General features: G+C 71.9%; 13 protein-coding genes. 10 read left to right on the forward strand and 3 right to left on the reverse strand.

The window, feature by feature from the left end; translation table 11 throughout:
* The first annotated feature begins 76 nt into the window (after window positions 1–76).
* From N4G66_RS20785 to N4G66_RS20805, 5 genes are all read left to right on the forward strand, one after another.
* Window positions 77–2098 (forward strand): ABC transporter transmembrane domain-containing protein, encoded by a 2022-nt coding sequence (locus tag N4G66_RS20785; protein ID WP_261705638.1) that lies wholly within the window; start codon window positions 77–79, stop codon window positions 2096–2098.
* Window positions 2095–4110, forward strand: coding sequence for an ABC transporter ATP-binding protein (locus N4G66_RS20790; protein ID WP_261705639.1), 2016 nt, complete (start codon window positions 2095–2097; stop codon window positions 4108–4110). Before N4G66_RS20785 ends, N4G66_RS20790 begins: the two co-directional genes overlap by 4 nt.
* A gap of 50 nt (window positions 4111–4160) precedes the next feature.
* Window positions 4161–6071 (forward strand): ABC transporter transmembrane domain-containing protein, encoded by a 1911-nt coding sequence (locus tag N4G66_RS20795; protein WP_261705640.1) that lies wholly within the window; start codon window positions 4161–4163, stop codon window positions 6069–6071.
* Window positions 6068–7825, forward strand: a complete 1758-nt coding sequence (locus N4G66_RS20800; protein WP_261705641.1) for an ABC transporter ATP-binding protein — start codon at window positions 6068–6070, stop codon at window positions 7823–7825. The genes N4G66_RS20795 and N4G66_RS20800 overlap by 4 nt, the downstream gene beginning before the upstream one ends.
* 167 nt (window positions 7826–7992) lie before the next feature.
* Entirely contained in the window at window positions 7993–8970 is a 978-nt protein-coding gene (locus N4G66_RS20805) for an NAD(P)-dependent alcohol dehydrogenase (protein ID WP_261705642.1), read from the forward strand.
* A gap of 60 nt (window positions 8971–9030) precedes the next feature.
* On the opposite strand, the gene N4G66_RS20810 is transcribed toward N4G66_RS20805, so the two are convergent.
* Window positions 9031–9432: a hypothetical protein gene (locus N4G66_RS20810; protein WP_261705643.1), complete on the reverse strand. Its 402-nt coding sequence runs from the start codon at window positions 9430–9432 to the stop codon at window positions 9031–9033.
* Window positions 9433–9523: 91 nt separating this feature from the next.
* A complete protein-coding gene (locus N4G66_RS20815) occupies window positions 9524–10183 on the reverse strand; it encodes a TNT domain-containing protein (RefSeq protein WP_261705644.1) in 660 nt (219 codons plus the stop codon).
* Between the two features lie 756 nt (window positions 10184–10939).
* Between N4G66_RS20815 and N4G66_RS20820 the strand changes: the two genes are divergently transcribed.
* The 3 genes from N4G66_RS20820 (at window position 10940) to N4G66_RS20830 (ending at window position 15553) form a co-directional block, all read left to right on the forward strand.
* Window positions 10940–12985: a M4 family metallopeptidase gene (locus N4G66_RS20820; RefSeq protein WP_261705645.1), complete on the forward strand. Its 2046-nt coding sequence runs from the start codon at window positions 10940–10942 to the stop codon at window positions 12983–12985.
* Between the two features lie 332 nt (window positions 12986–13317).
* The gene (locus tag N4G66_RS20825) at window positions 13318–14982 is read left to right on the forward strand and encodes a M4 family metallopeptidase (RefSeq protein ID WP_261705646.1); all 1665 of its coding nucleotides are present in this window, start codon (window positions 13318–13320) and stop codon (window positions 14980–14982) included.
* Window positions 14983–15052: 70 nt separating this feature from the next.
* Window positions 15053–15553 carry a DUF1990 family protein gene (locus tag N4G66_RS20830; RefSeq protein WP_261705647.1) on the forward strand — a complete coding sequence of 167 codons (501 nt, stop codon included), beginning with the start codon at window positions 15053–15055 and terminating at the stop codon, window positions 15551–15553.
* Window positions 15554–15703: 150 nt separating this feature from the next.
* On the opposite strand, the gene N4G66_RS20835 is transcribed toward N4G66_RS20830, so the two are convergent.
* Complete coding sequence (locus tag N4G66_RS20835; RefSeq protein WP_261705648.1) at window positions 15704–18322, reverse strand: glycosyltransferase family 1 protein; 2619 nt, start codon at window positions 18320–18322, stop codon at window positions 15704–15706.
* 327 nt (window positions 18323–18649) lie between these two features.
* Here N4G66_RS20835 and N4G66_RS20840 point away from each other — a divergent pair, with 327 nt between their 5' ends.
* Both N4G66_RS20840 and N4G66_RS20845 read left to right on the forward strand, forming a co-directional pair.
* The gene (locus N4G66_RS20840) at window positions 18650–19846 is read left to right on the forward strand and encodes a S8 family peptidase (protein ID WP_261705649.1); all 1197 of its coding nucleotides are present in this window, start codon (window positions 18650–18652) and stop codon (window positions 19844–19846) included.
* A gap of 222 nt (window positions 19847–20068) precedes the next feature.
* The coding region (locus N4G66_RS20845) for a maltotransferase domain-containing protein (RefSeq protein WP_261705650.1) at window positions 20069–21110 on the forward strand (1042 nt) is incomplete at its 3' end.

Here is a 21110-nt window from a genome sequence, read left to right on the forward strand (position 1 = left end):
TGCGTCCTTCGAACGACTCAGGGTGCGCCGAAAACTCGGTGGGCACTGTCAGTGGTGAAACGTAGGCTCGCACGTGATGCCCACACCAGATGCCGCCGCCCTGGACCACCCCGACCGTTCGACCGTGCGCAGCCTGCTGCGCCTGTGGCCGTATGTACGCCCGGTGCGGGCGCGGCTGTTCTGCGCGGCCTTCGTCGCGGTGGTCGCGTCCTGTCTCGCGCTCGTTTTCCCGCTGATCCTCAAGTGGATGGTGGACGGTCCGGTCACCGGGCACGATCCGGCGGGTGTCTGGCTCGGGGCGCTGTATCTGCTGCTGCTCGGCATCGCCGAGGCCGGTCTGTTCGGGCTGCGCCGATGGCTGGTGGCACGCCCGCTGGCCGGGGTCGAGGCGGCGATGCGGGCCGCTCTGTACCGGCATCTGCAGCGTCTGCCGGTCGCCTTCCACGACCGCTGGGCCTCGGGTCAGCTGCTGTCCCGGGCGACCACCGATCTGATGCTGGTCCGCATGTTCCTGGCGTTCCCGCTGACCTACCTGCTGGTGAACACCGTGACGATCTCCGCGGGCATCGCCATCATGCTGGCCCAGGAATGGACCCTCGGGCTGGTGCTCCTCGCCCCGGCCGTCCCGGTCATGATCGTCTGCTGGCTCTTCGAGCGGCGCTACGCGGACGTGGCGCGGCGGGCGCAGGACCAGGTCGGCGACCTCACGACGGTGGTCGAGGAGAGTGTGCTCGGCATCCGGATCATCAAGGGGTTCGGGCGCCATCGCAGCCAGGCGCGCGCGTTCCGCGAGCTGTCCGGGACGCTGCGCGGCACGGAGCTGGTCAAGGCCCGGCTGCTCGCCTCCATCTGGGGCGTCATCGTCACGTTGCCCGAATTCGCCATCGGCGCCGCCCTCGTGCTCGGCACGGTCCAGGTCGCCGACGGCCGTCTCTCCGCCGGCACGCTGGTCGCGTTCCTGTCGACCGCGCTCGCCCTGCGCTGGCCCGTCGACTCCATCGGCTTCCTCCTCGCGATGAGCCAGGAGGCCGGGACGGCCACGGAGCGGTACTTCGAGGTCATGCGGGCCACGCCGGAGTCGGAGGTCACGCCGACGCCGGCCACCGCGTCCGGACGCGCCCCTGCCACCGTGACCGGGCCCGCTCCGAGTTCGGCGCGGGTACGGGCCACCACGGCCGTCCTCCCGACGGGCCCGGCACGGTCCTCGGCCACGGGCGAAGCCGAGGTGGGGACGAGGGCCGCGGTCGAGGTGAGGGCCGAGGACGAGGTCGGGGTGAAGGCCGAGGACGAGGCCGGGGCGAGGGCCGAGGACGGGGTGAGGGCCGAGGACAAGGCCGGGGCGAGGGCCGAGGGCGGCGGGCTCCGGTTCCACGGTGTCGAGTTCCGCTATCCCGACGCGCCCGCGGACACACCGCCCGTGCTGGTCCGCATCGACCTGCATGTCCGCCCCGGCGAGAGCATGGCCCTCGTCGGCGCCACCGGTACCGGCAAGACGACGCTCACCGCACTCGTCCCCCGTCTCCACGAGGTGACGTCCGGCCGGATCACCCTGGACGGCCGGGACATCACCGAGATGCCCCGCGAGGAGCTGCGCGAACTCGTCGCCGTCGCCTTCGAGGAACCCACCCTCTTCTCGGCCACCGTCGGCGAGAACGTCCTGATGGGCGCTGCGGAGAGCGCCGGCCGGGCGGAGCTGGACCGCGCCCTCGCCGTCGCGCAGGCCGACTTCGCGCACACGCTGCCCCAGGGCACGGCGACACAGGTCGGCGAGCAGGGCCTCAGCCTCTCCGGCGGGCAGCGCCAGCGGCTCGCGCTGGCCCGCGCGGTGGTCGGCCGACCCCGCTTCCTGGTCCTCGACGACCCGCTGTCGGCGCTGGACGTGCACACGGAGGCGGCGGTCGAGGCCGCCCTGCGCCGGGTGCTGGCGGAGACGACCGCGCTGATCGTGGCGCACCGCCCGTCCACGGTCCTGCTGGCCGACCGGGTGGCCCTTCTCTCCGGCGGCCGGGTCACGGCGGTCGGTACCCACCACGAACTGCTGCGCACGCATGCCGAATACGCCCACCTGATGTCGGGTGCAGAGGAGGACGGCCGATGACGGCGGCGCCCAGGACCACCGCGCCGGACAAGGAACCCGACGAGGGACCGGACAAGGAACCGAACGGGGGTCCCGGAAAGGGCCCGGGCGAGGCCCCGGACACAGGTCGTCGGAACCATGGGCCGCGCGAAGGCCGGGACGACGGACCGGGCCGAGGCCGGGACGACGGACCGGGCGGCGGACGGCGGAAGGGCCGGGCGGCCCCGGAACCCGAGCCGTACCAGGACCCCTTCGACCGCGACACCCTTCCCACTCCCCCGGACGCGACCGCGACGCTGCTGCGCTCGCTGCTCGCCCCGCTCAGGGCCCGGGTGGCCGTGACCGCCGTTCTGCTGCTGCTCCAGCAGGCCGCGGTGCAGGCGGGCCCGCTGCTGGTGGCGTACGCCATCGACCGCGCCGTTCCGGCGTTCCGGCAGGACGACCACGGGCCGCTCATCGCCGTCGGCGTCGCCTACCTGCTGTGTTCCGCAGCCTCCGGCCTGCTCCAGTACGCCTTCATCATCGCCTCGGCCCGGGTCAACCAGGACGTGCTGCTCGATCTGCGCGGCCGGATCTTCCGGCACGCCCAGGCGCTCAGCATCGACTTCCACGAGCGCTACACCTCGGGCCGGCTGATCTCCCGCTCCACCACGGACGTCGAGTCGCTGCGCGAACTGCTCAGCGAGGGCCTCCAGGAGCTCGTCACGGTCATCCTGTCCTTCGTCTGCATCTCGGCGATGCTGCTGTGGCTGGACGCCGGCCTGGGCGCGGTCGCGGTGGTCTCCTTCGTGCCGCTGTATCTGCTCATCCGCCGCTACCAGCGCCGGGCCGGCCGGATCTTCGCCGTCCGCTCGACGACGATCGCCGCGGTGATCGTGAAGTTCGCGGAGACGATGAACGGCATCCGGCCGGTGCGCGCGTTCCGCCGGGAGGCCGCCAACGAGGCCGAGTTCGGGGTGCTCAACCGGCGGCACGAGAAGACGAACGGCGACGCCCTGCTGGAGATGGCCCGCTATGTCGTCGGCTCCCGGCTCGTCGCCAACACGGCGGTCGCGGGCATCGTGCTGTGGGGTGCCTACCGGGTGGCGTCGGGTTCGCTGGCACTCGGTGTGCTCGCCGCGGCGGTCCTGTATCTGCGCCGGCTGTACGACCCGATCGACCGCCTCGGCATGTTCCTGAACTCCTACCAGTCCGCGGCGGCCTCGCTGGAGAAGATCGCCGGTCTGCTGGCCCAGACACCGTCCGTGCCGGAGCCTTCCGCACCGCGGCAGCTGCCTGCGCTCGCCTCCGAACACCCCGGCCGTGAGGTCGTGTTCGACGAGGTCCGCTTCGCCTACCGCACCGGAGGGGAGGTCCTGCCCTCCTTCTCGCTCACGCTGCCCGCCGGACAGACGGTGGCCGTGGTCGGCTCGACCGGCGCCGGCAAGTCGACGCTGGCCAAACTCCTGGCCCGGTTCTACGACCCCTCCGAGGGACGGGTCCTGCTCGACGGCGTCGATCTGCGCGAACTGTCGGTGCCCGAACTGCGGCGCGGGGTGGTGATGGTGACCCAGGAGGCGTTCCTGTTCTCCGGCACGGTCGCCGAGAACATCGCGATCGGCCGCCCCGAGGCGTCCCGCGAGGACATCGAGCGGGCCGCGAAGGCGATCGGCGCGCACGACTTCATCAGCGCCCTGCCCGACGGCTACGACACCGACGTACGCAAGCGCGGCGGCCGGATCTCCGCGGGCCAGCGCCAACTCGTCGCCTTCGCAAGGGCCTTGCTGGCCGACCCGGCCGTCCTGATCCTCGACGAGGCGACCAGCTCCCTGGACATCCCGGGCGAACGGGCCGTGCAGCGCGCCATGTCGACGGTCCTGCGGGGCCGTACGGCGGTGGTCATCGCGCACCGGCTGTCGACGGTGGCGATCGCCGACCGGGTGCTGGTGATGGAGCACGGGCGGGTCGTCGAGGACGGCACACCCGCCGAACTCGTCGCGGGCACCGGCCGGTTCGCGGATCTGCACCGGGCATGGCGCGACAGCCTCGTCTAGCGGTGGACGGGCGGGCCGACGGACAGAGGACAGAGGGGCGAAGAAGGCCGATGATCGACACGTACGCGGATCCGGGGACACCGGACCGGCGGGGCGGCTGGCGGTTCCTGTGGTGGCTGGTCACCCGGCAGGCGGGCCGGTCGGTCACCGGCGCGGTGGTCGCGAGCGTGTGGATGGGGCTCATGGCACTGACGCCGTACCTGCTGTCCCGGGCGATCGACGACGGTCTGGAGCCGGGCGACGGGGTGGCCCTGGCCGGCTGGACGGCCGCCGTGCTGGGTGCCGGAGTGATCAACGCCGGCCTGGGTGTCGTACGGCACCGCACGATGACCAAGGTCCGGATGGACGCCAACTTCCGGACGGTCAAGCTCGTGGTCGAGCACGCGGCCCGGCTCGGTGCGGCACTCTCGCGGCAGATCGGCACGGGGGAGATCGTCACGGTCGGCGTCCGCGACGTGGACACGATCAGCACGTCGCTGACCGTCGTCGGGCCCGGTCTGGCCGCGGTCGTCACCTACGCCGTGGTGGCCGCTCTGCTGCTGCCGGTCTCGGTGCAACTGTCCGGGGTGATCCTGCTCGGGGTGCCGCTGATGGCCGTCCTCGTCGGGCCGTTGATGAGCCGGCTCCAGGGGACCGAGACGGGGTACCGCGAACGGCAGTCCGTACTGACGGCACGCATCGGCGATCTCGCGGGCGGGTTGCGCGTCCTGAACGGGCTGGGCGGCAAAGGGCTGTTCGCGGACGCGTTCCGCCGTGACTCGCAGAAGCTGCGGGAACAGGGTTACCGGGTCGGCTCCGTGACGAGCTGGATCCAGGCGCTGGGCATGGGGCTGCCGTCCGTCTTCCTGGCCGCGGTGACCTGGATGGCGGCCCGGCTTGCGGCTCAAGGCGCCATCAGCATCGGCGAGTTGGTGTCCGTGTACGGCTATGTCGCGGTGCTCGTCCTGCCGGTGTACTTCTTCATCGACTGCGCCTACGAACTCTCCCGGGCCGTGGTCGCAGCCCGGCGCGTCGTACGGTTCCTGTCCCTGGAGCCCGACGCCTCTCCCTCCGACGCGCTGGACGCCCCGGGGTCCCCGGCCGTGCTCCACGATCCGGAGTCCGGGGTCCGGGTGGTCCCGGGGAAGCTGACCGCGCTGGCCGGGGCCCGCCCCGCGGAGTCCGAGGCCGTGGTCGACCGGCTCGGCCGGTACGCGGCGTCGGACGTGACCTGGGGCGGCGTACGGCTCGACGAGATCGTCCTGTCCCAGGTACGCGAACGGATCCTGGTCGCCGACCACGAGGCCGACCTGTTCGCGGGCACCCTGCGCGAACTGGTCAGGGGACGCCGGGACCCCGCCGAGGAGACCATCGCCACGGCCGTGCATACCGCCGTCGCCGACGACATCGTGCTCGGCCTGCCGGGCGGTCTCGACTCGGCCGTCGACGCGCAGGGCCGGAGCCTGTCGGGCGGGCAGCGGCAGCGGGTACGGCTCGTGCGCGCGCTCCTCGCGGACCCGGAGGTGCTGCTCGCCCTCGAACCGACCTCGGCGCTCGACGCCCACACCGAGGCGGCCGTCGCCACCCGGCTGCGCGCCGCGCGCTCGGGCCGTACGACCGTCGTGACCAGCACGTCGCCGCTCGTCCTTGACCGTGCGGACACCGTCTGCTTCCTGGTCGACGGCAAGACCGCGGCCACCGGCACCCACCGCGAACTCCTCGGAACGGAGCCGGGGTACCGGGCACTGGTGGCCCGCGACATGGAGCCGGACGAGGGCGAGGACGCGGAGACGGACACGGATGGCGCGGCCGACGCGCATCCGGAAACGGGCGCGGGCCCGGCGGCGTACGGGCGCCCGGAGCCGGGTACGGGCGCGGCGGCCGGCACGGGCACTGGGGTCGGCGGGAGCGCGACGGCGGGCTCGTCTCCGGTGTTCGGCGCGGGCCCGGTGGCGGGCGTGGACGAGGAGGTCGTGCTGTGAGTGTCCATCTCCCGGTCGCGGGGCGCGCCGACGTGCGGCGGGCGGCGGTGCGGCTGATCCGGGCGGACGGGCGGGTGTTCGCCGCCGTGCTCGGTCTCAACGCGCTGGCCGCGGCGGCCGCTCTGGTCGGCCCCTGGCTGCTCGGGCGGATGATCGACGACGTGCGGAGCGGCGGCGGTGTGGAGGTGGTGGACGGGCCGGCGCTCGTCATCCTCGGCTCCGCAATCGCGCAGGTGCTGCTGGCTCGCTGGGCCGGGTACGTGGGGTACCGCTTCGGGGAGCGGACACTCGCGCGGGTGCGGGAGGAGTTCGTGGAGCGGACGCTGACGCTGCCCGCGTCGGTCGTGGAGCGGGCGGGCACCGGTGATCTGACGGCGCGCGGCACCGCCGATGTCACGGCGGTGGGCAACACCCTGCGCGACACGGGACCCCAGCTGCTGATCTCCGGCGCGCAGGCGCTGTTCGTCCTCGTCGCCGTGTTCGCCATCAACCCGCTGCTCGGTGGCTGCGGTGTGCTGGGTCTGGCCGGCATCGGGTTCGCGCTGCGCTGGTATCTGCGCCGGGCGCGCTCCGCCTACCTCGCCCAGGGCGCCGCCACGTCGGAGGTCGCCGAGGTCCTTTCGGCCACCGCGACCGGCGCCCGCACGGTGGAGGCGTTCGGGCTGCGTGGACGCCGGATCCGGGCGAGCCGGGACGCGCTGGAGGTCTCCCGGGTGACGCGCATGCGGACGCTGTTCCTGCGCAGCGTGTTCTTCCCGGCCGTGGAGATCTCGTACGTCGTACCGGTCGTCGCCGTACTCCTGGTGGGCGGCGCGCTGCACGCCCGGGGCACGCTGAGCCTCGGCACGGTGGTCGCCGCGACGCTCTATCTGCACCGGCTCGCCGAACCGCTGGACCAGATCCTGAACCAGGTCGAGCAACTGCAGAGCAGCGGTGCCTCGTTCGCCCGCGTGGAGGGCCTGGCCCGCGCGCCGCGCGCCGTCCCGGCCGATTCGCCCGTACCGGTGGACGACCGGATCGACGTCACCGGTGTGCGGTACGCGTACGACCGCGGCGGCGAGGTGCTGCGCGGGGTCGACCTGACGGTGCGGCCCGGGGAGCGACTGGCCGTCGTGGGCCCCTCCGGCGCCGGGAAGACCACGCTGAGCAGACTGCTGGCGGGCGTCGACGCGCCGGGCAGCGGGACGGTGACGGTCGGGCGGGTGCCGGTCGTCGCCCTCGACCCCGAGCAGTTGCGCCGGCACGTCGTCCTCGTCACCCAGGAGCACCATGTGTTCCTCGGCACGGTCCGCGACAACCTGCTCATCGCCGAACCGGCCGCAGGTGACGCCGAGTTGTGGGCGGCGCTCGCGGCGGTCGGCGCCGACGACTGGGCCGGGGAGCTCCCGGACGGTCTTGACACCGAGCTGGGTCCCGAGGCCCTGCGCGTCGACGGCTCACGGGCCCAGCAGCTGGCGCTGGCCCGGGTGGTGCTCGCCGACCCGCACACCCTGATCCTCGACGAGGCAACGGCGCTCCTCGACCCGACGACCGCCCGGCACACGGAGCGCGCGCTGGCCGCCGTCCTCGAAGGCCGGACCGTCATCGCCATCGCCCACCGGCTGCACACCGCCCACGACGCCGACCGGGTGGCGGTGATGGAGGACGGCCGGCTGACCGAACTGGGCACGCACGACGAGCTGGTGGCGGCCGAGGGTCCGTACGCGGCGCTGTGGCACTCATGGCACGGGGAGCGGCGCCCCGCGGACGGCTGAACGGGTCGCGGCGACCGGCGGCCGCCGCGGGTCGCGTCCCTCCGGTTGTCCCCTAGGGCCTCTCCCCGATTCCCGTGAGGCCGGTGCGCGGCTAGCCTCGCAAGCAGTGGCGCTGCCTCGGCCGGCCGATCAATTTCCGCACCCCACGAGTGCTTTACGGAGTTCCCATGAAGGCGATCGCCCAGGACCGGTACGGATCTCCCGACGAACTGGAGCTGAGGGAGTTCGACCGACCGGTGCCGACGGGAAACCAGGTGCTCGTGCGGGTGAAGGCGGTCTCCCTCAACGCGTACGACTGGCACCTCATGCGCGGCGATCCGTATCTGGCCCGGCTGTCCTTCGGTCCCCGCAGGCCCAGGCAGCGGATCCGGGGGCGGGACTTCGCGGGGATCGTCGAGGCGGTCGGCGCCGACGTGAAGCGGCTGCGTCCCGGTGACGAGGTGTTCGGTGAGGCCGACGGGGCGTTCGCCGAGTACGTGTGCGCCCCGGACGACGTGGTGGAGAGGAAGCCCGCGGGTCTGACCTTCGAGCAGGCCGCCGCACTGCCGCTGGCGGGGAACACCGCCCTCATCGGGCTGCGCGACGTGGCACCGCTGCGGCCGGGACTGCGGGTGCTCGTCAACGGCGCTTCGGGCGGTGTCGGCACCTTCGCCGTACAGATCGCCAAGGCGTACGGCGCGGAGGTGACCGGCGTGTGCAGCGCGAGGAACGCGGACCTGGTTCGCTCGCTCGGCGCGGACCGCGTCATCGACTACGCCGCGGTGGACTTCACCCGCGAGGACCAGCGCTACGACGTCGTGCTCGACCTGGTGGGCAATCGCTCCCTGACCGCGTTCCGGCGCGCACTGGCACCCACGGGGACGCTCGTGCTGTCCGGCGGCGGGGTGTCCGAGGGCGGCAGTCTCTTCGGGCCGATGGGGCTCATCCTGAGGGGACCGGCGCTGTCGCGCTTCGTCGGTCAGCGGATCCTCACCCTGACCGCGAAGCAGCGCGGGGAGAACCTCGCGACCCTGCGGGAACTCGTCGAATCCGGGAAGATCACCCCGGTCATCGACCGGACGTACGGGTCCCTGAGCGAGGTGCCGGAGGCCATCCGCTATCTGGAAGTGGAGCACGCCCGGGCGAAGGTCGTCGTCACGGTGTGAGACGCACGAGGAGCGGGCTGGGGTCTCGTTGCGGCAGGTCCTCGCCGGGCGCGGCGCCTCTCAGGGCCCCTCGCCGGGCTGCTCGTCGGGCTCTTCTTGGGGCTCCTCGCGTGCTCGGCGGCGCAGCTCGGCGAGGGCCTGTTCGAGCTCCTCGTCGGCCTGCCGTTGCAGGGCCTCGGAGTCGCACCCCGGATCGGCCGGCGCTTCGGACGCGGGTGCCGGGGCGGACGACTCGGCGATGAGCCGGTCGTAGATCCACCGACAGGCCTCGTCCTCGTCGGCGAACCGCTCGAAGACCTCGTGCGTCCCCCGCTCGTGGACGCCCACGGCCCAGTCCCCGTCGTGTCCTTCGAGGAAGTAGCGGTCGGCCGCGCGGTGGCCGCCGGAGCAGTCCGCGATCTCGTAGGAAGCGGCGGGAACCCCGGCCGCTACGAGGGCCCGGCACAACCCGAACCGGTCCATGCCGTCAGCCTTCCGCCGGGGCGGAAACCGGGCCCGGTCACCGCCGGGGCCGGCTTCCGCACGGGGTTGCGCGCCGCCGGGGGAGGGCGGGTCAGTTGCCGACCCGCACCAGCGTGCCATTGCTCACCAGGTCACCCACCGTGGTGCGGGGGATGTCCGGGCAGAACTTGCTCGACGTCACGTACTGGGTGCCGAGGCCGGGCTGCTCGAACCCCGGGGCGGTCCTGCCCGCGCAGACCGTCACGTCCTTGGCCAGCCGGTAGGCGTGGTAGTTGTACGGGTAGCGCGGGTCCATGGTGTTGAGGCTCGACGGCGGGATGGAACGCTTCCCGTACTTGGTGCCCGCCGGGGCGAGGAAGCGGCCCGCCTCACTGCCGATGCGGTCGAGCCTCAGGCCGGCGTGGAGCACCAGGGGGGCGGCGAGCACCGTCTGGTTCCGGTGGGTGAAGCCGTCGTCCGGCGGGTAGCGCCAGTCGCCCTGGCCCGAGTCGAGGGCGGGGTCCCACCACTTGTCGAGGAACTTCACGGCGGTGAGGCCGCCGAGCCGGTCGTACCCGTCGAGGATGCGCCCCAGCGCGCCCCGGGTCGGCAGCCGCCTGGGGCCCAGCCGCCAGTCACCGCAGAAGTAGAGGCGCTCCAGCCTCGGCGGGATGGGGTCCGGCACGAGCCCCTTGCACACCCGCGGCTGCTCGTACCCGCCGTGCTCGCCTCCTGGCTTCACGTGCCCGGGCTTCACGTCCTCTGGCTTCACGTCCCCAGGCTTCACGCCCCCAGGCTTCACGTCCCCTGGCTTCACGTGCCCGGGCGCCGGCTTCGGGACCGGAGTGGCGGACAGGGCATGCGCGACGTCGGGCGTACGGCTGTCGTGCGCGGGCGCCGCGGACGAGATGGAGGCGCCGAGTACCAGGGAGCCCGTCAGACCTCCCAGAACCGCCAGGCTCGCACACCGATGTGACCTTCTCACCAAACCTCCTGCGGGAATACGTGTCCGGATCCCACGCCTCGCACGACTGAAGGCGCCAGGAGCGGGCCGGAATGTCGGGATCACTCAAACCGCAGGGGACGGACGCGGGCGAGCGGACGTGCCGGAACGCGCCCGAAAGGGTCTGGGCTTCATTCCGTTGCGGCCGACGGGCCGGTCATCTGGCGGTACGCGCCGCCCGGCCGGCGCCGCGCGCCGGGTGCGTCCCGAAGCGGTCCGTCTCCCCGTCCCGCTGTCCGGTTCACGCCCGGCGAACACCCGAAGGACAGTCCGTATATCGAACATGACTAACCGGACAACGAACCGTTTCCGGCCATTTTAGTGACGCGGTCCTGACAGAAAGGGTTATCTCCTGCCACTCTTCCCACGGCTACTTCACAGCAACCTCACAGCTACGTCCGCTGTGTTGAGCCGTACGACCCCATGCACCTGGTTCCGCGTAACGCCCAGTTCTGCCCGGACGGGTCACCCATCGTCCGGTCTCCCCTGGCCGCGCGACCCGCGGCCATGCAGAAGGAGTCAGTGTTGAGCAGCAGTTCTCCCCACAGACGCACCTCCCACATCACCAAGCGCCGCGTCGCCGGTGTCGCCCTCGTCGGCGTCTCCGCCCTGCTGGCCGCGGCCGTCCAGTCGGGCGCCGCGAACGCCGCCCCCGAACAGGCCCCCCGGGCAGGCAAGGTCAACCCGGGCGCCGTCGCCATGAAGCTCACCGCCTCGCAGCGCGCCGAGCTGATACGCGACGCCGACGCCGCCAAGGCCACGACCGCCAAGGACCTGGGTCTCGGCGCCGGCGAGAGCCTCGTCGCCCGTGACGTCATCAAGGACCACGACGGCACCGTCCACACCCGCTACGAGCGGACGTACCAAGGACTGCCGGTCCTCGGCGGCGACCTGGTCGTCGACACCTCCAAGTCCGGGAAGACCGGGCACGTCTACAAGGCGACGAAGGCGTCCCTCAAGGTCGCCACCCTCAAGCCCACGGTCGCCGCCGGCACCGCGGAGAAGCAGGCTCTGTCCGCCGCCAGGGCCGCCGGTTCGAAGAGCACCGCCGCCGACCGCGCGCCCCGCAAGGTGATCTGGGCGGGAAGCGGCAAGCCGGCCCTGGCCTACGAGACGGTCGTCGGCGGCCTGCAGGACGACGGCACCCCCAACGAGCTGCACGTCATCACCGACGCCGCCACCGGCAAGAAGCTCTACGAGTACCAGGGCATCGAGACCGGCATCGGCAACACCCAGTACAGCGGCCAGGTGACCCTGACGACCACGCAGTCGGGCTCCAACTTCACGCTGACCGACGGCGCGCGCGGCGGCCACAAGACGTACAACCTGAACCACGGGAGTTCGGGCACCGGCACGCTGTTCTCTCAGACCAGCGACACCTGGGGCAACGGCACCACGTCGAACGCCGCGACAGCCGGCGCCGACGCGCACTACGGCGCCGCGGAGACCTGGGACTTCTACAAGAACACCTTCGGCCGCAGCGGCATCAAGAACAACGGCGTGGGAGCGTACTCGCGCGTCCACTACGGCAACGCGTACGTCAACGCGTTCTGGGACGACAGCTGCTTCTGCATGACGTACGGCGACGGGTCCGGGAACAACGACCCGCTGACCGCGCTGGACGTGGCCGGCCACGAGATGAGCCACGGCGTCACCTCCAACACCGCGGGCCTGAACTACTCGGGCGAGTCCGGCGGTCTCAACGAGGCGACCTCCGACATCTTCGGCACCGGCGTGGAGTTCTACGCCAACAACTCGACCGACGTGGGCGACTACCTCATCGGCGAGAAGATCGACATCAACGGCGACGGCACACCGCTGCGCTACATGGACAAGCCGAGCAAGGACGGCGGCTCCGCGGACAGTTGGTACTCCGGCGTCGGCAACCTCGACGTGCACTACTCCTCGGGTGTCGCCAACCACTTCTTCTACCTGCTGAGCGAGGGCAGCGGCGCCAAGGTCATCAACGGCGTCAGCTACAACTCGCCCACCTCCGACGGGCTTCCGGTCACCGGCATCGGCCGCGACAAGGCGCTGCAGATCTGGTACCGCGCGCTCACCACCAAGTTCACCTCGACCACCAACTACGCGTCGGCCCGCACCGGCACGCTCGCGGCGGCGGGTGAGCTGTACGGCACGACGAGCGCCGAGTACACGGCGGTGCAGAACGCCTGGGCGGCCGTGAACGTCGGTTCGCGTCCGGGTGGCGGCGGCGGTGGCGGCACGTCGTTCGAGAACACGGCCGACGTATCGATTCCGGACAACGGGGCGGCGGTCACCTCGTCGATCACGGTCACCGGCCGCACCGGCAACGCCCCGTCGAACCTCGCGGTCGCCGTGGACATCGTGCACACCTGGCGCGGTGACCTGGTGATCGATCTGGTCGCCCCGGACGGCTCGACGTACCGCCTGAAGAACTTCAGCTCGTCCGACTCGGCGGACAACGTCAACGCGACCTACACGGTCAACGCGTCCTCCGAAGTCGCCAACGGCACCTGGAAACTCAAGGTCCAGGACCAGGCGGCCCAGGACACCGGGTACATCAACAGCTGGAAGTTGACCTTCCCGTAGACCGCGGCCGACCGCCGCGTGGACAGCGGCGGAAGTCGGTACGCGGGCAGCACGCCAGGGCGCCGTCCCGGAGGTTCAACTCCCCGGGACGGCGCCCTCTTTTGCCCTGCGAGGGGTTTGCGTTGACCCGTTCTTGCCGGTGCCCCACCCGGCGCCCGGGAACCCAACTGTTCACCTGATCGACGATTTTCGGCCAAGGTCCTTATGGCCTCCTGACATGTACGCGCCCGGGGTGGCACGCTTCACCCGCACGGCTCACCCGCACCGCAACTTCACAACCGTCCGTCCGGCCACCCCACGCCGTTCGGGCGCCCCCACAAGAAGGAGCTTGCGTGACCCCCCTCTACGCGCGTCACAAGCGCACCACTCTGGCCATCGCCACCGCTGTCGCGGCCGGAACCCTGCTCGCCACCGGTCTGACCACCGGTGCCGCCGCCCAGACCGCGGCACTCCCCGCCGGCAAAACCACCCCCCTCGCCGGTTCGCCCGTCCTGCTGTCCAGCTCCGCGCGCACCGCGCTCATCAAGAAGGCCGACGCCGCCACGGCGGAGACGGCCCAGCGGATAGGCCTCGGCGCCAAGGAGAAGCTGGTCGTCAGAGATGTCGTCAAGGACGCCGACGGCACCGTCCACACCCGCTACGAGCGCACGTACAACGGACTTCCGGTCCTCGGTGGCGACCTCGTCGTCCACGAGTCCAAGGCGGGCAAGACCGAGGGCGTGACGAAGGCGAACAAGGCGTCCATCAAGGTCGCCTCGCTCAAGCCGCTGGTCACGACCGCCAAGGCCGAGAAGCAGGCGCTCACCGCCGCCCAGGCCGCGGGCTCGGCCAAGACCGCCGCCGACCAGGCGCCCCGCAAGGTGATCTGGGCCGCCACCGGCAAGCCGACCCTCGCCTACGAGACCGTCGTCGGCGGCCTCCAGGACGACGGCACCCCCAACGAGCTGCACGTCATCACCGACGCCGCCACCGGCAAGAAGCTCTACGAGTACCAGGGCATCGAGACCGGCACCGGCAAGAGCCTCTACTCGGGCACGGTCACCCTCAACACGACCCTGTCGGGCTCGACGTACAGCCTGACCGACGGCACCCGCGGCGGCCACAAGACGTACAACAAGTCGCACACCACGAGCTCCTCCGCGGGCACGCTGTTCACCGACGCGGACGACGTGTGGGGCACCGGCGCGGCCTCCAGCTCCACCACCGACCAGACCGCGGCCGTCGACGCCGCCTACGGCGCACAGGTGACCTGGGACTTCTACAAGAACACCTTCGGCCGCAGCGGCATCAAGAACAACGGCGTCGCGGCCTACTCCCGGGTGCACTACGGCAGCGCGTACGTCAACGCGTTCTGGGACGACAGCTGCTTCTGCATGACGTACGGCGACGGCACCAGCAACACGCACCCGCTGACCTCGCTGGACGTGGCCGGCCACGAGATGAGCCACGGCGTCACGGCCAACACCGCGGGCCTGAACTACTCGGGCGAGTCCGGCGGTCTCAACGAGGCGACCTCCGACATCTTCGGCACCGGCGTCGAGTTCTACGCGGCGAACTCCTCCGACGTGGGCGACTACCTCATCGGCGAGAAGATCAACATCAACGGCGACGGCACCCCGCTGCGCTACATGGACAAGCCCAGCAAGGACGGCGGCTCCGCGGACTACTGGTCGTCCTCGGTCGGCAGCAAGGACGTGCACTACTCGTCCGGCGTCGCGAACCACTTCTTCTACCTCCTCTCGGAGGGCAGCGGTTCGAAGACGATCAACGGCGTCAGCTACAGCTCCCCGACCTACAGCGGCACGACGGTCACCGGCATCGGCCGGGCCAAGGCCCTGCAGATCTGGTACAAGGCGCTGACGACGTACATGACGTCGACGACGAACTACAAGGCCGCCCGTACGGCCACGCTGTCGGCGGCGTCGTCGCTGTACGGCTCCAGCAGCACCGAGTACGCGACGGTGGCTGCGGCCTGGACCGCGGTCAACGTCAGCTAGTACGAACGTAATCGAACTGAGGCGGCACCCGGCACCGAACAGTGCCGGGTGCCGCCTTACTCTTGCCCCCATGCCCTACACGTACGAGGACGTGGGCGCGACCCGCGAGGACCGCTGCCCCCCGGGCTTCCACCGACTGCACGTCCGCTCCCGGATAGGCGAGGGCGAGGCCGTCTTCCGGCGCGCCTCCGAAGCCCTGATGACCTGGGAGCTGCACCGCGCCATGGGCATCGGCATGGCCTCCGACGCCGACAAGGCGGCGCCCGGCGTCACGGTCACGGTCCGTATCGGCCCGATCAAGGCCCCCTGCCGCATCGTCTGGACGGCCGAGGAACCCCGGCGCACCGCCTGGGCCTACGGAACGCTTTCCGGCCACCCCGAGTGCGGCGAGGAGGCCTTCGTGGTCTCCCGCACCGGCGACGGCACCGTCTGGCTGACGATCACGGCCTTCAGCCGCGCCGCCAAGTGGTACGCCCGCGCGGGCGGCGCCGCGGTCCGAGGCCTCCAGCACGCCTACGCCCAGCGGTGCGGAAAGGTGATGCGGAGGTTGTGCGCGGGGCTGGAGGAGTAGGCGTCGCAGCCCCGGCCGACGCGGTGTCCCTGGCGGCGGCAGCCGAGGACTGTCCCGCCTCATACCGGCGGGAGGCCTTGGCGCAGCCGCCCCAGTCGGCGCCGACCGTGGAGGCGGTCGGCGCCGACAGATCCTGTCGCGGGACCCGTGTCACCGCATCAGCACTCCCGCCGCCTCTGCGGACCCTTCCGACGGAACCGTCAGCAGACCCAATTCCGCTCCCGAGGCGAGCAGTTGATGGGCCGGCAGGATGCGGACCGTGTAGCCGAAGGAGCCCGTGCGGTCGAGGGAGAGCGGACCCTCGTACACCCAGCGGCCCTCCAGGTCGGGGCCGCCGGTCGGTTTCAGCGGGACACAGACCGCGTCCGCGATGCGGTCGTCCGTGTCGACGCGGCCCGCGACCGCCTGGATCTCCACGTCGTCGGGGGCGAGGTCGCCGAGACCGACGCGGACGCGCAGCGACAGGGTGGTGCCGAGTTCGGGGGTCGTGGTGGCCGAGGACGCCTCGACATGGTCGACGGTGAGCTGCGGCCAGGCGGCGCGGACCCGCGACTTCCAGGCGGCCAGTTCGCGGGCCGCATCGGCGGTGAGGGAGCGGTGGGCATGGGCCGCGGGGGCGTACAGGCGCTCCACGTACTCGCGCACCATCCGGCCCGCCAGGACCTTCGGGCCGAGGTGGGTCAGGGTCCGGCGGACCATCTCGATCCAACGGTCGGGCAGACCCTCCTGACCGCGCTCGTAGAAACGCGGGGCCACCCGCTGTTCGAGGAGGTCGTACAGGGCGCCGGCCTCCAGTTCGTCCCGGCGGTCGTCGTCGGTCGCGGTGCCGTCCGCGGTCGGGATCGCCCAGCCGAAGTCGGGCTGGAACCACTCGTCCCACCAGCCGTCCAGGACGGAGAGGTTGAGGCAGCCGTTGAGCGCCGCCTTCATCCCGCTCGTGCCGCACGCCTCCAGCGGGCGCAGCGGGTTGTTGAGCCAGATGTCGCAGCCCGGGTAGAGCTTCTGGGCCATCGCCATGCCGTAGTCGGGCAGGAAGACGATCCGGTGGCGCACCCGTGGGTCGTCCGCGAACCGGACCAGCTCCTGGATCAGCCGCTTCCCGCCGTCGTCCGCGGGGTGCGCCTTGCCCGCCACGACGATCTGGACCGGCCGCTCGGAATGCAGCAGCAGGTCCATGAGCCGGTCGCGGTCGCGCAGCATGAGGGTCAGCCGTTTGTACGAGGGGACGCGGCGCGCGAAGCCGATGGTGAGGACGTCGGGGTCAAGGACCCCGTCGATCCAGCCGAGTTCGGCGGTGCCGGCGCCGCGCTGGCGCCAGGACGCCCGGAGCCGGTCCCGTACCTCCAGCACCAGCTGTTCCCGCAGCACCCTGCGCAGGTCCCAGATCTCCTGGTCGGCGATCTCGGCCACCGCGTCCCACCGGTCCGAGCCGCCGACGGTCAGCGCGTCCTCGGTGCGCTGCGCCCCGACCTGCCGGGCGCCGAGACGGAAGACCTCGGGCGCCACCCAGGTCGGCGCGTGGACGCCGTTGGTGACCGAGGTGATCGGCACCTCCTCGGGGTCGAAGCCCGGCCAGAGCCCGGAGAACATCTCCCGGCTGACCTGGCCGTGCAGCAGCGAGACCCCGTTCGCCCGCTGGCCCAGGCGCAGGCCCATCACGGCCATGTTGAAGAGGTTCGGCTCGCCGCCGGGATAGGTCTCCATGCCGAGGGCGAGGATGCGCTCCACGTCGATGCGCGGGAGTTCGGCGTCGGCGCCGAAGTGGCGGGCGACCACCTCCCGGTCGAAGCGGTCGATGCCGGCGGGCACGGGCGTGTGGGTGGTGAAGACCGTGCCGGCCCGCACGGCCTCCAGCGCTGACGCGAAGTCCAGCCCCTCGTCGCCGAGTTCGGCGATCCGCTCCAGGCCGAGGAACCCCGCGTGCCCCTCGTTGGTGTGGAACACCTCGGGCTGCGGGTGCCCGGTCAGCCGGCAGTACGTCCGGACCGCCCGCACCCCTCCTATGCCGAGCAGCATCTCCTGCAGCAGCCGGTGTTCGCTGCCGCCGCCGTACAGCCGGTCGGTGACCTCGCGTTCGCCGAGGTCGTTCTCCTCGACGTCGGAGTCGAGCATGAGGAGCGGGACGCGGCCGACCTGCGCCAGCCAGATCCGGGCGCGCAGCGCGCGGCCGCCGGGCAGGGCGAGGGAGACCTGGGCGGGTGTGCCGTCCTCCTCGCTCAGGGGCACCACGGGCAGTTCGTTGGGGTCGAGGACCGGATAGTGCTCCTGCTGCCAGCCCTCGCGGGACAGGGACTGGCGGAAGTAGCCGTGCCGGTAGAGCAGGCCCACGCCGATCAGCGGGACGCCGAGGTCACTGGCGGCCTTGAGATGGTCGCCCGCGAGGATGCCGAGGCCCCCGGAGTACTGCGGCAGCGCGGCGGTGATGCCGAACTCGGGCGAGAAGTAGGCGATGGCGGCGGGCAGGTCGGAGGTCTGCGTCTGGTACCAGCGCTCGCCGGTCACGTACTCGCGCAGGTCGTCGGAGACCGCGGCGAGACGGCGCAGGAAGCGGCTGTCCTCGGTGAGCTCCGTGAGCCGGCCGGCCGACACGCTGCCGAGCAGCCGTACGGGGTCGCCGCCGCACGCGGTCCAGCGCTCGGGGTCGACGGACTGGAAGAGGTCTCGGGTCTCGGCATGCCAGGACCAGCGGAGGTTGCGGGCCAGGTCACTGAGCGGGTGAAGGACTTCGGGGAGAACGGGTCGGACGGTGAATCTGCGGATCGCCTTCACGAGTTCCACCTTCACACAGGACGTACGCGGCAGAGGGACGCACGGCGTTGTGCGGCCTTCGTCACCCACGACGTTAGCGGCGAGGGTGCCTTCGCGACACGGCGCATCGCGGCACGGCCCCGGATGGGGCCGACCGTGTGACGTCGGCGAGAAATCGACGCAACCTTCCCGGACACCCATGGACGGCATGGCCGATTCCGCCCTCATGGGCGGCCTTGTGGTGCTTCGCGCCGCACGAGAGGCTCACCGGGTGACGTGCGGCCGGACCCTGCCCAGAGCGGTCGGCTCCGGCCTCGGTACGTCGAGTTGAGGAGGGGAACTCAAGTCATGGCACGGACGAGGAAGAGGCGTCTGCGCTGGGCGGCGGGTCTCACCGCGGTCACGACGGCCGCGGTGCTTTCGGCCATCGCCCCGCCCGCGCAGGCGGCCCCTGACGGGCAGATACTCGGAGCGGGGGAACCCGGCTCCGTCAGCGGGAGCTACATCGTGACGCTCAAAGGGGGTACGCGGGCTCCGTCGTCGGCGGGCACGGACATAGCCGAGCGGTACGGGGCGAGAATCAGCCACACCTACGGCACGGTCCTCAACGGCTTCGCCGTGCGGGTCGACGAGAGACGGGCCCGGCGGCTCGCCACGGACCCCCGCGTGGCCTCGGTCGTCCAGGACACCAGGGTGACGCTCGGCCGTGTCCAGGGGAACCCGCCCTCGTGGGGTCTGGACCGGATCGACCAGCCGAGCCGCCCGCTGGACAAGCGGTACACGGCACCCGGATCGGCGGGTTCGGGGGTGACCGTCTACGTCATCGACACCGGCATCCGTGTCACGCACCGGGACTTCGGGGGCCGGGCGGGCTACGGCTGGGACTTCGTCGACGACGACGGGACGGCGCGGGACGGCAACGGCCACGGCACCCATGTCGCCGGAACCGTCGCCGGCACCGCGTACGGCGTCGCCAAGAAGGCCAGGGTCGTCGCCGTACGCGTCCTCGACGACAAGGGGGCCGGCTCCACCGCCCAGGTCATCGCGGGCATCGACTGGGTCACCCGGCACGCGAGAAAGCCGGCCGTGGCCAATCTCAGCCTGGGCGGCTACGCCAACGACCGGTTGGACGCGGCCGTCCGCAACTCCATCGCCTCCGGCGTGACCTACACCGTCGCGGCGGGCAACGCCGGACTGCCGGCCTCGCTCTACTCCCCGGCCCGGGTCGCCCAGGCCCTCACCGTCGGCGCGAGCGACCGCGCCGACACCCGGGCGGGCTTCTCGAACACCGGGTCGTCGCTCGACCTCTTCGCGCCGGGGGTCGACATCACGTCGGATTCGTACACCGGTGATACGGCCAGGGCGACGTACTCCGGTACGTCGATGGCGAGCCCGCACGCCGCGGGCGCGGCCGCGCTGTATCTGGCGGACCATCCGCGGGCCGCACCCGCCCAGGTGGTGAAGGCGCTGGTGGAGCGGGCGGTCACGGGAAGGCTGTCGGGCGTCGGCCCGGGTTCGCCGAACAGGCTCCTGCAAGTCGGCTGACACGGGTGGGACGCTGGTACAACCAGGGTGATTCGGCCACACCGCACCGGCCTCGCCTGCCCGGGACGAGGCCGGTCTTGTGTGTAGACATACGCGTGAGTAGTTAACAAAGTGCCGGAATGCTCACCCGCATAGTGTGGGAAGGCTCCTCCGGTACACCCGCAGGCCCCACCTCCCCACACCCCCATCCGCCCGCCCACGTTGACGCGGACAGGAGCGGTCATGCCCGCCACGCACCACACGTCGCCAACCCCGACGACCACCCCCGAGACACCCCGAACACGCACGACCGAAGCCGGTCCCCGTACACCTGAGAAACCGTCGGCCGCCCCCGGCGGAAGCAGCCCGGCCGCCCCCGGCGTGACCGGCTCCTCCGCTCGCTCGACGACCACCGGCTCCACGGCCGAGTCGGCCGACCCGGGCACCGGCACCTCCGTGGGCGGTACCTCCGTCACCGGTACGTCCGCCCCGGACACCTCCGCTCCCGGCACCTCCGCTCCCCGCAGCGCCGCTCCCAAGCCCAAGACAGCCAAGTCCGCTTCGAGTACAGCCAAGTCCGCACCCAAGACGGGCAAGGCCGTTCCGAAGGCGGGAAGGACCGCTCCCGGCGCAGGCAAGGCCGCTCCCAGGGCAGGCAAGGCCGCCGTCCCCGCCACCCGCGCCCCCGACGCCCCTCTCGCCCCCGCCGTCGCTCCGGCGACGGCCGTCGGACGCATCCCCGTCCTCGACGTCCGCCCGGTCGTGCAGCACGGGCGCCGACCCGCGAAGGCGGTGGTGAACGAGGAGTTCGAGGTCTCGGCCACGGTCTTCCGCGAGGGCCATGACGCGGTCGCCGCGAACGTCGTCCTGCGTGACCCGGACGGCCGCGTCGGCCCGTGGACGCCGATGCGCGAGCTGGCCCCCGGAACCGACCGCTGGGGGGCCAGGGTGAGCGCCGGCACGGAGGGCCGCTGGACGTACACGGTGGAGGCCTGGGGGGATCCGGTCACCACCTGGCGGCATCACGCGGGGATCAAGATCCCGGCCGGGATGGACACGGAACTGGTGCTGGAGGAAGGCGCCCTGCTGTACGAGCGGGCGGTCGCCGCCCTGCCGAAGGGACCCAAGGGCAAGAGCCGCAGGGGCACGCTGCTCGGGGCCGTCGACGCGCTGCGCGACACCGGCCGTCCCGTCGCCTCCCGCCTCGCGGCCGCCCTCACACCCGAGGTGGACGAGGTGCTGGCCCGGCATCCGCTGCGCGACCTGGTGACCTCCTCCGAGCCAC

The sequence above is a fragment of the Streptomyces rhizosphaerihabitans genome (assembly GCF_025399795.1).
Lineage (GTDB): Bacteria > Actinomycetota > Actinomycetes > Streptomycetales > Streptomycetaceae > Streptomyces > Streptomyces rhizosphaerihabitans.